The organism is Pseudomonas sp. 3HC3, assembly GCF_044904505.1.
In the GTDB taxonomy this organism is placed as follows: Bacteria; Pseudomonadota; Gammaproteobacteria; order Pseudomonadales; family Pseudomonadaceae; genus Aquipseudomonas; species Aquipseudomonas putida_Y.
In genome coordinates this window covers 139693-153652 of record NZ_JADDRH010000001.1, presented here as the reverse complement: position 1 = coordinate 153652, position 13960 = coordinate 139693, and the positions used below count along the sequence as shown (strand labels likewise).

The following is a 13960-nucleotide window of genomic DNA, read 5'->3' as shown; positions in this document are numbered from 1 at the left end:
GTCTCCTCAGGGTTCAAGGTCTGCGGCCCCGGCCGCTTTCGGCCGGCCACGAATCAGCGACTCGGGGTGGCGGCCCAGGTAATCGGCAAGGTCACGTAGCGAACGCGACATGCGCTCCAGCTCGTCCAGTGTTTCGCTCATTCGCTGGCGCTGTGGCGAGTCTTCGGAAATGGCCGAGTTGGCCGTACGCAGGGTCTTGTGCACCTCGTCCAGCGCCACGTTCACGTCCGGCAGTGTCTGGCCATTGAACTGCCTGAGGCTGGCGCGCAGCTCACGCAGACTGCCGTCCAGGTTACCGGCGATGCTTTCCAGCGGCAGCTTGGCAATGCGCTCCACTACCCGCTGCAACTGTTCCTGCAATTGCTCAAGGCTGCCGGGCAGCGTCGGGATCGTGATGGGGTTGGCAGCCATGTCGAAGGTCACCTTGGGTGCATCCGGGTAGAAGTCCAGCGAAATGAACATCTGTCCGGTGATCAGGTTGCCGCTACGCGCCTGGGCCCGCAGCCCATGTTCGACAAAAGTGCCAATCAGTTGCCGCGCACCTTCCATATCACCCTCGGTGTGCTTGAACACCGCCAGCATCTTGCGGTGCACCGGCCCTAACCGCTGCGGATAGATCACCGCATCGACCACTACCGGAAAGGTCTGCCGCGCAGCATCGTAGTCAAGCTGGATCGAGGTGACCCGGCCAAACTCCACACCCTTGAATTCCACAGGTGCGCCCACCGACAGGCCGCGCATGGCCTGGTCGAAGCGCAACTGCAGGTACTGCGCCTGGCCATGGGGCGGTGCCAGCGCCCTGTCGCGGTCAGCGAATAGCTGGAAGCGGGCCTGATCAGCAGCAGGCTCGGCTTGCGCGGCGAAATCGGGCGAGCCAAAGGCCAGCCCGCCCACCAGAATCGACGACAGCGATTCGGTGTCGACCTTCAGGCCATTGGCACCAATCTGCATGTCGATGCCACTGGCATTCCAGAAGCGCGTGTCAGCAGTGACGAACGTGTCGTAGGGCGCCTGCACGAATACGCCAATCTCTACCCCCTTGCCATCGTCCTGGAGCGCAAAGGACACTACTTCGCCAACCGGGATCTTGCGGTAGTAGATCGAAGAGCCGATATCCAGCGAGCCCAGGTCGCTGGCGACAAGAACAAAACGCTTGCCCTTTTCGTCATAGGTGATCGGCGGTGGCAGTTCCAGGCCGACAAAGGACTTTTCCGGCTCTTTCGAGTCGCCGGAATCGGCCCCGATGAAACTGCCCGAAAGCAACGTGTCCACCCCGGAAACCCCGCCGACGCCGATGCGCGGTCGCACCACCCAGAAGCGCGCCCCTTGGGTAGCAAACGAACGGGCATCGTTGGAAAGCTGAACCTTGGCCACCACACTCTTCTTGTCGTCGGCCAAGTCCACCGTGGTCACTTCGCCAATCACCACGCTGCGGTATTTTACCTGGGTCTTGTGCGCCACCAGTCCCTCGCCACTGTGGAAAGAAATGGTAATCACCGGCCCTTCCTGCATCCAGTTGCGCACCACCAGCGAAGCGCCGATCAGGATTGCCAGGATCGGCACGATCCATACCAGCGACACACTCCAACGTCGGGTGCGCACTTCAACCTGCCCAGGGCCCTCGCGCTTGTCAGTCTGTTGCCCCATCAATGCGGCCTCCCCTCGTTGGCATGGCTATCCCAGATCAGGCGTGGATCAAAGCTCATCGCAGAGAACATGGTCAGCACCACCACCATGCCAAAAAACAAGATGCCCACGCGCGGCTCGATGGTGCCCAGCCCACGCAGCTGCACCAGCGCAGCCACCAGCGCCACTACCATCACATCGAGCATGGACCAGTAACCGATCAGTTCGACGAAGCGGTACAACTGCGAACGCTGCCGGCAGGCCCAGGAAGAACCACGCTGGGCAGTGAACAGCAGCAGGCCAAGGGACAAGAACTTGATGGCAGGCACACCCACGCTGGCGATGAAGATGATCAGCGCGATGTCCCAGGCCCCGGCCTCCCAGAACTCCAGCACGCCACCGCCAATGGTGCTGTCTGTACCACTGCCGAGCATTTCGGTGTGCATTACCGGCAGCAGGTTGGCGGGGATGTAGAAAATCAGAGCTGCCAGAAGAAACGCCCAGCCACGGCTGATGGCATTGGCCTTGCGCCGGTGAATGGCGGCGCCGCAACGGTCGCAGGTGTGCGCGCCACTGCGCGCGTCGCAGGCCTGACCACAGCCATGGCACAGACACAAGCCAAGGTCGTGCGCATTGGCTGGAGTAGTCATACCTGTTCCCACAAGTCGCGGATGTCCTTGCCGGCAATGTGGATGATCAACATGCTCAGCGCAGCCAGGGCCAGCAGGCCGATACCGGGGATCACATCGAGCAGCCCCGCCAGCTTGATCACCGCCACCATCGCCCCCAGCAGACACACCTCCAGCATGCTCCAGGGCCGCAGGCTTTCCAGGCCACGCATGCACAAGGCGAAACCGGGGGCACGCTGGCCGGCAAGGGCAAAACTCAACACCCAGCACAACAAGGCAATTTGCAGCAGCGGCGCAAAAATGATCGACAGCGCCATGACCAGGGCGATGAAGGTGATACTGCCGTGACTGAGGATCTGCACGGCGTCCCACAATGTGGCCGAGTGGGTCAGCCCCTGCATGCCGATGGTCATGACCGGGTAATAGTTGGCGAACACCAGCAGGACACCGCCCGTCACGCTCAATGCCAACCGCTGCTCGATGGTCAGTGACCTGTGCCGGTACAACACGCCGCCACAGCGCTGGCAAAGGGCACGTTGATGTTTGAGCAGCGGGGCTCGGTGGTACACCGTGTCGCAATACTCGCAGATGATCAGATCTTGCGTCTGGATCATGGTTTGCCCACAGGTAGCCTTGCATCAGGCCAAGCGGCTAATCGGAACAGCGCCTGATATTTGGTGTAGCCCATCTGGACAAAACTTCCATCACCGCGTCAAAGGCGAACTATTCTGTGAGGCGGGCTCAGTTCAGGAACTTCGCCAGCTCTTCCCGACAAAACTCCACGAACAACTGCGCCGGTTTGGTCAGCTGGACTCGCTTCAACCACGCCGCAGCCAGCCCCGACAGCGCCACCGGTTCGGCAATGTCGAGCATCGCCAGGCGCTGGCCGTCATAGGTGTATTCCGAGTGCGGGCGGGTTACCAGCAACGAAAAACCGAAACCCTGACCCACCATGCCACGCACCATCTCGATCGACGGCGAACTGAAGACGATGTTCGGTGCCAGGCCCATCTCGTTGAACAAGCTGACGAAGTAGGTGCGGCTAGGGGCCACGTCCAGCAGGATCATCGGTTCCGGGCACAGGTCGCGCAGCGAGACCTGGGCCTGGCCGGCAAAGCGGTGGTTCTCTGGTAGCAGCACATAGGGCTTCTGCGGCGGCATCAGCGGTTCGGCCTCGATGGTGCCATCCAGGTCGTGGTCATAGAGAAACGCCAGGTCGAAGGTACCGGCGGTCAGGCCCTGGATCAGGTCCTGCTGTTCACCGTCGCGCAGGCGAATGTCCACACCCGGGTAACGCTGGCGAAAACCGGCGATCAGGCGAGGCAGGTACAGCGGCGCCACGGTTTCGAAACAGCCAATGTCGATTTGCCCGGCGACGGTATCGTTGTCGGCCAGGGCGTTCTGTTCGAACTCATGGGCCATCTGCAGCAGCGACTTGGTCTTGGCGTAGAAGCGTTTGCCGCTGGGCGTCAATGACACGCCCTGGGCGTGGTGGCGGATGAACAGCTGTACACCGAAACTTTCCTCCAGACTCTTGATAGCCGTGGAAATGGACGGCTGGGCGATATACAGCTGGCGTGACGCTTCGGCCACACTGCCCGCTTCCACGGTGGTGACGAAGTACTTCAGTTGTCGCAAGGTATAAGCAGCCACAGGGTACCTCTCTGACGCTGGTCTGGGCAGACTGGGATCACGCCTCACACTTTACCCTTGGCTATCGCTGAGCGGGCGCTGAGAGCTGAAGGATTTACCTATACCTTGAACAGGTTTTTTGTATGGGCCGGGTTGCCCCGGCCCGGTGCATCACTCAAACCCGGGGTTCGCCCGAATGCAGTCGTCACCAATCTGCTTGTACCCCGATTCACAGGGCATTCCGCAAACTGGAGCCGCACCGCGCTTACGCCGGGACAGCGTTGCAGGCGGCTCAGTGGTATCTGCCTGATCCTCATCATGGGCGTCTGGCAGGTCTTTCATCGGTTCTTCTTGCATGCATTTCACTCCTTGGTGGGTTGCTAAGGCCAGGCCAAAGATAGGTCGCGCTTCTGCTGCCGCGCAGCTGGAAACAGGCCCCAGAGGCACTGCAGCCACTGGTCAAAAACGCCCGAGCGTCTTTACTGAAAGTCATCGGCCCAGGTAAGCGGTGTGCGCTAATGAAGATCGTGGTCACCAGCATCCTCGTCGACGACCAGGCCAAGGCCCTGGCTTTCTACCACTACGTACTCGGTTTCGAGCCCAGACACGACATCCCCATGGGCCGGTACCGCTGGTTGACCCTGACTTCGCCCAACGACCCCAATGGCGTCGAACTTCTGCTGGAACCCGACGCGCACCCGGCGGCCAAAGTGTACAAGGCCGCGCTCAAGCAGGATGGCATCCCCGCCACCTCATTCGGCGTGCGTGACATCCAGGCCGAATACATGCGGCTATGTGCAGCAGGTGTGAAGTTCATCCGGCCACCTACCCCAATGGGGCCGGTTACCGTGGCGGTGTTCGATGACACGTGCGGCAACCTGATCCAGATTGCCCAGAAGCACTAGCCGGTTGCCCTTACCCCAATGCGCACCCACAAGGAAAAAAGATGCGCCACGAATTCAGCGAAGTGCTCAACGACCTGGTCGACTACTTTCTGCTCGGCGATATCCAGTTGCTCGAGCGCTTCAAGCAAGACCATCAACTGCCCGACGACCTGGCCCGTGCGTTCACCCACGGTGACAGCGGCGACCAGGCTGTGCGCGAAGGTGTCGTGCTGCCGCTGGCCGGTGTCGACAACCTGCCCTACCGCATCCTGTTCACCCTCGATAACCACACTCCGGCCCTGCGCGAGGCCGGCAGCCGTCTGAAGCACCGGCGCAATGGCTATGTACTGCGGGTCGAGCACGGTGCGCTGATGCTGTACACCTGGCGCATCCTGCAGCACTTCACGCCCAAGACCCTGGGTGACCTGATGGCGCGTTACCAGGTGACAGGGCGGCCGATCATCGAACTGGACAATGGCTGGTACGACGTGGAGGTGCTGGCGGGCGCACTGGTGCGCGACGGGTTGTACGAGCCGGCGTTCGAGTTCGTGTTGAAGAAGCGCTGGAACCGGGGTGAGGCGACAGCTGTGGATACCGGGTATGCATTCGGGCTACGTGGCTACTTCGACTGATTGATCGCCTGTTCTGGCCTCTTCGCGGGTGAACCCGCTCCTACAGATACTGCACAGGCCTCGAAAGCTGTGTAGGAGCGGGTTCACCCGCGAAGGGGCCAGCACAGGCAAACTCAACCTTCAGGTGTGATTGATATCCCGATCCTTGGTCTCAGGCAGGAAGAAGATCCCCAGCACCGCCGTCATCAGGGCAATCACGACCGGGTACCACAAGCCGTAATAGATATCCCCGGTAGCTGCCACCATGGCAAACGCCACGGTCGGCAGGAAGCCGCCGAACCAGCCATTACCGATGTGGTAAGGCAGCGACATCGAGGTGTAGCGGATACGCGCCGGGAACAGCTCCACCAGCCAGGCGGCAATCGGGCCGTAGACCATGGTCACGTAGATCACCAGAATGGTCAGCAGCAACAGCACCATCGGGTAGTGGATCTTCGCCGGGTCGGCCTTTTCCGGGTAGCCCGCCTCTTTCAACGCACCACTCAAGGCTGCGGTAAACGCTTCGCTCTGCACCTTGAAGTCCGCCGCTGCCAGGCTGCTGCCGTCAAAACTCGGCAGTACTCGCTCACCTATGCGGATCTGCGCCACGCTGCCGGGTTCAGCCGCTTCGTTGGTATAGGGAATGGCGCGCTTGGCCAGCAGGCTCTTGGCAATGTCGCAGGAGGTGGTGAATTTGGCCTTGCCCACCGGGTCGAACTGAAATGCGCACTGATCTGGGTCGGCCACCACCACTACCGGGTTCTGCTCCTGGGCAACGAACACATCCGGGTTGCCGTACTCGGTCAGGGCCTTGAAGATCGGGAAGTAGGTCAGCGCGGCGATGATGCAGCCGGCCATGATGATCTTCTTGCGGCCAATCCGGTCGGACAGGCTACCGAAAATGATGAAGAACGGCGTGCCGATCAGTAGCGAGCCGGCAATCAGCAGGTTGGCGGTCTGTGGATCGATCTTGAGCATCTGCAACAGGAAGAACAACGCGTAGAACTGACCCGTGTACCACACCACGGCCTGGCCGGCGGTACCACCGAGCAGCGACATGATCACCACCTTGAGGTTGTCCCAGCGGGCAAACGACTCAGTCAGCGGGGCCTTGGATGCTTTGCCTTCGGCCTTCATCTTCATGAACACCGGCGACTCGTTGAGCTGCATGCGGATGTACACCGAAATCGCCAGCAACAGGATCGACAGCAGGAACGGCACCCTCCAGCCCCAGGCTTCGAACACTTCCGTCCCCATGGCCGTGCGGCATGCCATGATCACCAGCAAAGACAGAAACAGCCCCAACGTGGCAGTGGTCTGGATCCAGGCGGTGAAAAAGCCGCGTCGGCCCTTGGGTGCATGTTCAGCCACATACGTGGCCGCGCCGCCGTATTCGCCACCCAAGGCCAGGCCCTGCAGCAAACGCAAGGTGATCAGGATGATCGGCGCAGCTACGCCGATCACACTGTAGCTTGGTAACAGGCCCACCAATGCCGTAGACAGGCCCATGATGACGATGGTGATGAGGAAGGTGTGCTTGCGTCCGATCATGTCGCCCAGTCGGCCGAACACGATGGCGCCGAACGGCCGGACGGCAAAGCCGGCGGCAAAGGCCAGCAAGGCAAAGATGAACGAGGTGGTTTCATTGACGCCTGCAAAGAAATGCCTGGCGATGATTGCCGCCAGGGAGCCGTACAGGTAGAAGTCGTACCATTCGAACACCGTGCCCAGGGACGAGGCGAAGATGACCTTGCGCTCCTCCTTGGTGATGCCGCGTTGGGGCGCGCTGCTGCCCGTGGATGCGCTGTCGAGAACCGCCATGGGTTGCCTCCGTCATGTTGTCATGCAGGCCGGAGCACCCCACAACCACTTCACCGTCGCACCCAGGCCCTTGAGCTTGCTTTGTTTGCGCGAAGCACGACGAGGCGGGCCGCCTCGGATCGCAGCAAGGTAAATGAAGCATAATCGGGATTGCCTGGATATCCACCCGCCAGGTCCTGCACACGAAGGCGGCCTGGACGACACGGCAGGACCGGGTGTTGCGCGATATCTGGTTGGCGATTCTGGCGAGGGCGGTTTCACCCGCCAAGCACTACCGGCCCCTTCAACTCGACCTGATTACCATCCGGGTCATAGCAGTAAAGCGAAAGCCCCTCGCCTTCGGCACCATAACGCTTCTCTGCAGGCTCCACCTTTACCCCGGCGGCTTCCAGATAGGCAGTCAATGCGGCCTCGTCGAACGGCTCGATGCGCAGGCAGAAATGGTGCAGGTTGCGCCCCTCCACCCCCGGCGCCGCCCCACCTGGCTGCCCCAACGGGCCATCCAGGGTCACCAGGTCGATCATCGCCGCGCCCGTGGCCAAATGCACCATGCCCAAGTCTTCGCGCACGCGGCTGACCGAGCAGCCGAGCAGCTCGGTGTAAAAGGCAACACTGCGCGGCAGGTCACGGACCCGCAACACAAGGTGGTCGATGTGCTTGATGGTGAACGGTCGCATGCCGGGCTCCTTGTGGCGTGTTTGCAAAATCGTTCGCCACCATAGCGCAGGTTCACGCGACGTGACCAGAATCAGCTACTCGTTCACCAAACGTTGCAGTACGCCCCCTTCATGGCGCGTCAGGATACGCAGCAGTTGGTCGACCAGCGCCCGGTCTGGCGCATCCAGGTGGAAGTGATGTCCGCCTGGGTGCCAGGAGACTTTCGCCTGGCTGGGCAAGGCGGCCTGACGCCGTGTAAAGGACTCGCCGGTGAACGCCCCCTGGCGGCCGAACAGCAGGTACAACGGGCAGCGGATCTGGCTGAGCAGGTCGCAGGCTTCGCGCTCGGTCAGTGGCATGGGCTCGGGCAACACCAGCCGCGGGTCGTGGCGCCAGCAATAACCATCGCCCAGTTGAAGCAGGTCGCGCAGCGCCAGCAGCCGAGCGGCATCTTCCGACAGTTCGGTGTCCAGCCGCTCGCGGCGTTGCGCCAGGGCGGTGTCCAGATCGTCGAAGCGACCGACATCGGGCTCGGCAAAACCCGGCAACTGGCTGCGCTGTACCATGCGCTTGAGCCGGTAGGCCCGCGCCAGGTGCTGCACGCGGTCATCCTCGGCAACCGTGAACGGTGCACCCATGCCGTCGAGGAAGGTCATGCTGGCAATGCCACTGGTCATGGCCGCCAGCAGCGACGCTATACCGGTGCCCATACCATGGGCCAGCACATGAAATTGCGCCAGGCCCAGGCTGTCGGTCACCGCCAGCATGTCTTCGGCATGCTCCCACAGGTAATAGCCACTGTCGTGGCGACGATGGCCAGAACGGCCATGGCCGATCAAGTCGGGGGCCACCACGAAGCAGCCGTCCAGCATCGGTGCCAGCCGCTCGAATGAGGCCGCATTATCCAGCCAGCCATGCAAGGCCAATATGGGAATACCGTCTTCTTCCCCCCAGGTACGGACCGCTATTTCAATACCATCGAGGTCTAGCAGGTGGTCTTTCGGGCTGCACAGCGAACGCATTGCAATTCTCCTTGGCTGAGGCCTGCACCATGACCTGCCCCACCCTCTCGCAGATCCTCCCTCGCCGCCAGCCCCTCACCGACCCGCACATGTGCAGGACCGACCGCTGCCAAACAACTATCTACCGCACACCGACGCCTTGATCAGCGTGGACTGTCTCCCCCACAAAAGAGATGGTTACCATGACAACCCCGACACCGTTACATCAAAGCCAGATAACACGATCATTACCGAACTGGAGCAAGGCGCTCCATCCCAGGCATACGCGCAAGGTGGTGCAGGGCCTGCACAAGGAATTTCTGGATGACGATGGCACCCCTTACTCGTGGTATGCCACTGCCGATGAGCCAACGCGTGAGCAATTGCACAACGCGTTGCAGACGCGCAACAAACGGCTGGCGCAGGTCAAACAGGCGCTGGGCGAGTTCAAGGACATCATTGCGTTCTGCAGCCCTCTGCTGACCGAGCGGTTGAAGGTGAATGTGCCCGTAGACAGGGCGCAATATGTCTTCCAGCCCTTTGAGTCAGAGGCCAACATCTGGGTCGGCGTTCCCGATGTGGAAACACCTTTGGTCCCGGACGTGGAAGCGGATGTGCTGGCTACTCGCCCGGTAGGCCAGCCGCAAACACGCAGCTTGCTGGAGGCTGCCCTGCACAACTTCGAGGGGCTGGACGAAGTCGGCCCCTACAGCAGGCTCACCAACGCCGCAGGCAGCGACACGCCGCTGGCAGGCCTGACGATGGCGGACTTCGTCAGGCATTGTCGGGCGCTGGACCTTGGCAAACGCTATCAAGACCATCTGCTTGCAACCCATGAAGGCGCCAATCGCGCTGAGATCCAGCGCCTGTCGATTGCAGCGAACCGTGAGACGTTGAGGGTCCAGGCATTGATCGCCAAGCTCAAAGGCCTGCTGAGCAAGGCCGGGCTCGATGCGCTTGCGCAACTGTGCGACGGCAGCCCTCACCCCACCTATGAAAACGAGGCGTTGCATTGCTGGAACTTCAACCTCTTCGATGTCCCCGTCCACGAAGTACTGTTCATTGGGCCAGACAACCCTTACCGCCAGAACCCCTGCATCATGCATATCCCTGGCGACAGCGAGCACCCGATAAGGGAGTTCGCTTCTCGTCAGGAAGCGGGCAAGCACCTGCGCAGTCGGCTATTGCAAAGCGAGTTTCGTCGAGCCTTGGTGCATTTCGCCTACAAGGACAGGCAAAAAGAACTCGCCGGAAAGCTGGAGATCGCGCTGTTCGAAGAGGATGAAGCGGGCATACGCAAACCCCGAATCATGCCAGTGATCCCTTTCACGCTCTCGCCAATCAGAATCGACCCTTGGACGACCTTGTACAACGCACACCTTGCGCGCATGAAGGCCGACGCAAAAACCATTGCCGTGCCTACCGCCGAAGTCGACGCCAACGCCCGCCACGAGCGTCTGAAGTACTGGTTCGACCTGGGGATGAACGTGCTGAATGTCGCCGCGTTCTTCGTGCCGGGGCTGAACACGGTCATGCTAGGCGTTTTTGCTTACGACCTGATGAGCTCGGTTTTCACCGGGTTCGAGGCCTGGGAAGAAGGAGATACCCGTCAGGCACTGGCACAGCTGGAATCGTTGGCCATCAACGCGGGGGTGATTGCCGGCTTTGCAGCGGGCGCCAGGGTTGTCCAGGCCTCTGGCTTTGTAGATGCTTTGAAGAGTGTATGGCATGAAGACAAGGAAGTGCTTTGGCACCCCGACATGAAACCCTATGCGAGCACGGTGGCTATTCCTGAGGGGGCTCAACCCGATTTGCTCGGCCATGTGCACGTCGACGGGAAGACCTACCTGAAGCTGGATGGGACCCTGTACGAGGTGTTTCAGGACGCTGATCAGCAGTGGCGCGTGCGCCACCCCGAGGATGCGCAGGCCTATGCCCCACGTTTGCTGCATCATGGTGATGCCCGCTGGCAACTGGCCCATGAACAGCCTCTGGAATGGGACCGTGTACAGCTCGCGCGCCGCCTCGGCAGCCATGGCGCAGGCCTGGACGACAGCGAACTGGACCATGCCATGCGCAGTACCGGTACAGATCCAGACGTACTGCGCCGTGCCCAGGCGGCGGGCCTGCGTCCACCCGCCTTGTTGCTCGACACGCTGCAGCGGTTGCAACTGGACAATCAGACACAACAGATCATCAACTGTGTACGCCATGGGTTGCCGCTGGCTGCGTACAAGAACTTTGCCTTGCCTGAGTTGCTGCGCCTGCCGGGGTGGCCCGAGGGGAAGGTGCTGAAGGTTTACCAAGGGCCAGAACCCTGGGGCGAATCGGTGCGCTACGGCCCTCCTGACACGCTGGGCCAGGTGGAAATCGAAGTTACCCGAACCGACCTGGACAATGGCCAGTTGAGCCAGACCGTGCTGGATCAGATGGATGAAGAAGCCATTGAGCAGTTGCTCGGTGACACACCAACCGAGCACCGAGCGTCCGCACTGAACAACAAGCTCGCGCAACACCTGGAACAGCATCGCAAGGCGCTGTTCGAGAGCCTGCACCAAAGACGCCGTCCCACACGCCCGCCAATCGCACAAACCCTCGCCCGGCAGTTTCCCGGGCTGCCGGACAGCGCGCTTGAAGAATTGCTTGCCAACATCAGCAACGCTGAACGGGAACGCCTGACAACCGGACGGGTGCCGCTGCGCATTGCCGAGGAAGCACGCCTTCTGCAAGCTCGAGCGCGGCTTGACCGCGCCCTCCTCGGCCTGTTCAGGCACAGCCTGGCCAACGACGACAGCCTACGCATCAAACAGGCGCTGCAAGCCGCGCACCCGCAGGCTGACCCGGCCCGGTTACTGCAACTCGCCCTTGGTGATCGCCAGCACTGCGCCTCACTGCTCGGCCAGCAACCCATCAACCCCAGATTCCGCTCCCCTTTGCGGTTGGCCAACGGCCAACTGGGCTATCCCCTGAGCGGTCGTGGCCTGCAAGGACGAGCCTTGCCGGCTGCACGTCGGCTCCGGGCGCTCTACCCTGAACTAAGCAGCGAGCAAATCAGTGGGCTGCAAGCCGAACTGGCTCGAGGAGGCGACCTGGGTAGCGCCATCAACCAGCTGGAAGTCGAGCAGCGTACCCTCAACCGGGATCTCAACCGCTGGGTAAGCACCGCCCGCACCCTTGAAGAGCGCTTTGATCGCCAGCAATGCACCGAGCGACTGATGAGTGCTTCGCGCCGTGAAGGCGGCGTGCAAGCCGAAACACTGGTACTGGACCGTATGCAACTCGAAGCGCTACCCGCTTTCAATGCACGCATGCCGCATATCCGCAATCTCAGGCTCGAGGGGCTGCAGATGCGGCACCTGGAGGGCAGCTTCCTGGCAAACTTCCCTAACCTGGAAACCCTGGAAATCGTCGGCAACCCGGACATCGATGCCGAAACATTGTTCGAGGCGCTCAGGTCTGCACCGCGGCTACGCGAACTGGGCCTGACAGACAATGGCTTGACCACCCTTTCACCCACCGCCCAACAGGCCATCGGGGCAATGCCCGGCCTGCGGCTACTGTGGCTCAGCCGCAACCGGCTGCAACTCGATACCACCAGTTTGGGCTTCCTGACGCGCTTGCCCCTTGATGCCCTCGGCCTGGGCCACAATCAAATCACCCTCGACGAAAGCCTTGCCGCCCAGTTTCAGGACATGATCCACCCCACTGTACTGCACCTGTCAGGCAACCCACTGCGACTGGCGCCCGACCTGCGCTTCATGGCGCGTCTTGTCCACCTGGAACTTGAGCGTTGCGAACTGCAGCAATGGCCCGACAGCCTGACAGTCCTGATGAGCCAGCCCCAGTACCAACTGCGCTATCTGAACCTTTCGTCCAACCGCATTCGTACCCTGCCAGACTTGCCTGGCGTGCTGCGTACCCCTTTTGCCCGCGATGTCGCCGCGCACTTGCCGGAGCGCCGCTGGCTGTTCAACTACAACACCCTGGAAGCCCAGACACGTGCACGCCTGAGCAGCAGCGGCGTCAACGTATTCGAGCACGCAGAAGACGTGCCACTGTGGCAAGGCATTTTCCGTGGCGAGGCGAGCAGTGCCGAGGAGCAACTGTGGAGCGACCTGTTCGACCAAGGTGAAAACGCAGCGCTGCTGGGGGTACTCGAACGCCTTGCCCAATCGGCCGAAGCGCAGCGTGATGCCGAGGCCCTGAGGGCACGCGTCTGGAAGCTGTTGGATGACGCGGCCCACGACACCGCCCTGCGTGAACGCCTCGCCACCGTGGCCGGCGACTTCCCGCCAACCTGTGGCGACGCAGGTGCCGACGCGTTCAGTGCCCTGGAGATAGAAGTGCTGGCCCACGAAGCGGCAGCCGTCGCCGGTAGTCGAGCGGCTGATCTACTGAGCCTGTATGGCAAGTTGTATCGACGCAGTCAGGTCAATCAACTGGCCGACCGCATCAGCTGGAGAAGATCCTTGCGCAAACAGGCGCTGCTCGACGGGGTCTTCGATGAAAACCTCCCCCCATATGATGAGCTCGACGACCCCTCAGCCTTTCCAGACTGCGAACTTCAAACGGGGCTGGTGGACGATGTCGAGGTACGCTTGGCCTTGCGCCAGTCGTTGGCCAGCGCGCTGGACTACCCTGAGCCGAGCCGAGGCATGCTGTACCGCAATACGGCCAGAATCAACGACACAATCATCGAAATGGTGAAAGCTGCGGTCCTTTCCCTGGACAGGGATGCCATCGCTCGGGAGCAATGGTTGACCCAGCAGCCGGGCTGGGTCGAGTACTTGAAACGAGAGCATGCGGCACAGTTCAGCCTGATCACCGACTTTTGGCGGCCGGGCCTTGATTATCTCTATTACTGCCTGGATGAAACCGCCGACCCGGTGACGTCCCTGGACAGCTCTGTGCTCCGAGCCTTGGCCACGGTCATGCCTGAAAGCCCTGTTGATGCTCAAGGCGTTCTGCGTCGCGTCGTGATCAACGAGCAGCAGTATCGCCAGGGCGTGGACGCGCTGACTGCCGAGCAGCAGCAGGTTGAAACGGGTCTGCTGACCAGTCTCACCCGCCAGACGCAAACAATCGGCCGCTAAACCCCA

The 13960-nt window shown here is 61.4% G+C and carries 11 protein-coding genes; 3 read left to right on the top strand and 8 right to left on the bottom strand.

The annotated features are described in order from the left end of the window. Positions 1-6 precede the first annotated feature (6 nt). From INQ47_RS00950 to INQ47_RS00930, 5 genes are all read right to left on the bottom strand, one after another. Positions 7-1647: an intermembrane transport protein PqiB gene (locus tag INQ47_RS00950; protein ID WP_404700813.1), complete on the bottom strand. Its 1641-nt coding sequence runs from the start codon at positions 1645-1647 to the stop codon at positions 7-9. Then, positions 1647-2276, bottom strand: a complete 630-nt coding sequence (locus tag INQ47_RS00945) for a paraquat-inducible protein A (protein WP_404700812.1) — start codon at positions 2274-2276, stop codon at positions 1647-1649. The genes INQ47_RS00950 and INQ47_RS00945 overlap by 1 nt, the downstream gene beginning before the upstream one ends. Beyond that, a complete protein-coding gene (locus INQ47_RS00940) occupies positions 2273-2869 on the bottom strand; it encodes a paraquat-inducible protein A (protein WP_404700811.1) in 597 nt (198 codons plus the stop codon). Before INQ47_RS00940 ends, INQ47_RS00945 begins: the two co-directional genes overlap by 4 nt. Before the next feature lie 127 nt (positions 2870-2996). Then, positions 2997-3908 (bottom strand): LysR family transcriptional regulator, encoded by a 912-nt coding sequence (locus INQ47_RS00935; protein WP_004575413.1) that lies wholly within the window; start codon positions 3906-3908, stop codon positions 2997-2999. A 150-nt stretch (positions 3909-4058) separates the two neighbouring features. After that, on the bottom strand, positions 4059-4244 hold the full coding sequence (locus INQ47_RS00930) for a hypothetical protein (RefSeq protein ID WP_252459943.1): 186 nt from the start codon (positions 4242-4244) through the stop codon (positions 4059-4061). A 161-nt stretch (positions 4245-4405) separates the two neighbouring features. Here INQ47_RS00930 and INQ47_RS00925 point away from each other — a divergent pair, with 161 nt between their 5' ends. Together INQ47_RS00925 and INQ47_RS00920 are read left to right on the top strand one after the other, a co-directional pair. Continuing rightward, positions 4406-4792 carry a VOC family protein gene (locus INQ47_RS00925; protein WP_404700810.1) on the top strand — a complete coding sequence of 129 codons (387 nt, stop codon included), beginning with the start codon at positions 4406-4408 and terminating at the stop codon, positions 4790-4792. 41 nt (positions 4793-4833) lie between these two features. Continuing rightward, complete coding sequence (locus INQ47_RS00920; RefSeq protein ID WP_404700809.1) at positions 4834-5403, top strand: hypothetical protein; 570 nt, start codon at positions 4834-4836, stop codon at positions 5401-5403. 120 nt (positions 5404-5523) lie between these two features. Here INQ47_RS00920 and INQ47_RS00915 read toward each other — a convergent pair whose 3' ends face one another. From INQ47_RS00915 to INQ47_RS00905, 3 genes are all read right to left on the bottom strand, one after another. Beyond that, a complete protein-coding gene (locus INQ47_RS00915; RefSeq protein WP_404700808.1) occupies positions 5524-7203 on the bottom strand; it encodes an MFS transporter in 1680 nt (559 codons plus the stop codon). Positions 7204-7460: 257 nt separating this feature from the next. Then, the gene (locus INQ47_RS00910) at positions 7461-7880 is read right to left on the bottom strand and encodes a VOC family protein (RefSeq protein ID WP_252459949.1); all 420 of its coding nucleotides are present in this window, start codon (positions 7878-7880) and stop codon (positions 7461-7463) included. Positions 7881-7955: 75 nt separating this feature from the next. Continuing rightward, positions 7956-8882 (bottom strand): alpha/beta fold hydrolase, encoded by a 927-nt coding sequence (locus INQ47_RS00905; RefSeq protein ID WP_404700807.1) that lies wholly within the window; start codon positions 8880-8882, stop codon positions 7956-7958. A gap of 182 nt (positions 8883-9064) precedes the next feature. Between INQ47_RS00905 and INQ47_RS00900 the strand changes: the two genes are divergently transcribed. Further along, positions 9065-13954 (top strand): NEL-type E3 ubiquitin ligase domain-containing protein, encoded by a 4890-nt coding sequence (locus tag INQ47_RS00900; protein WP_404700806.1) that lies wholly within the window; start codon positions 9065-9067, stop codon positions 13952-13954. The last annotated feature ends 6 nt before the right edge of the window (positions 13955-13960 follow it).

Coding starts and splice junctions, on each gene's coding strand:
- INQ47_RS00950 (WP_404700813.1), bottom strand. CDS start 1,647: ATGGGGCAACAGACTGACAAGCGCGAGGGCCCTGGGCAGGTTGAAGTG.
- INQ47_RS00945 (WP_404700812.1), bottom strand. CDS start 2,276: ATGACTACTCCAGCCAATGCGCACGACCTTGGCTTGTGTCTGTGCCAT.
- INQ47_RS00940 (WP_404700811.1), bottom strand. CDS start 2,869: ATGATCCAGACGCAAGATCTGATCATCTGCGAGTATTGCGACACGGTG.
- INQ47_RS00930 (WP_252459943.1), bottom strand. CDS start 4,244: ATGCAAGAAGAACCGATGAAAGACCTGCCAGACGCCCATGATGAGGAT.
- INQ47_RS00925 (WP_404700810.1), top strand. CDS start 4,406: ATGAAGATCGTGGTCACCAGCATCCTCGTCGACGACCAGGCCAAGGCC.
- INQ47_RS00920 (WP_404700809.1), top strand. CDS start 4,834: ATGCGCCACGAATTCAGCGAAGTGCTCAACGACCTGGTCGACTACTTT.
- INQ47_RS00915 (WP_404700808.1), bottom strand. CDS start 7,203: ATGGCGGTTCTCGACAGCGCATCCACGGGCAGCAGCGCGCCCCAACGC.
- INQ47_RS00910 (WP_252459949.1), bottom strand. CDS start 7,880: ATGCGACCGTTCACCATCAAGCACATCGACCACCTTGTGTTGCGGGTC.
- INQ47_RS00905 (WP_404700807.1), bottom strand. CDS start 8,882: ATGCGTTCGCTGTGCAGCCCGAAAGACCACCTGCTAGACCTCGATGGT.
- INQ47_RS00900 (WP_404700806.1), top strand. CDS start 9,065: ATGACAACCCCGACACCGTTACATCAAAGCCAGATAACACGATCATTA.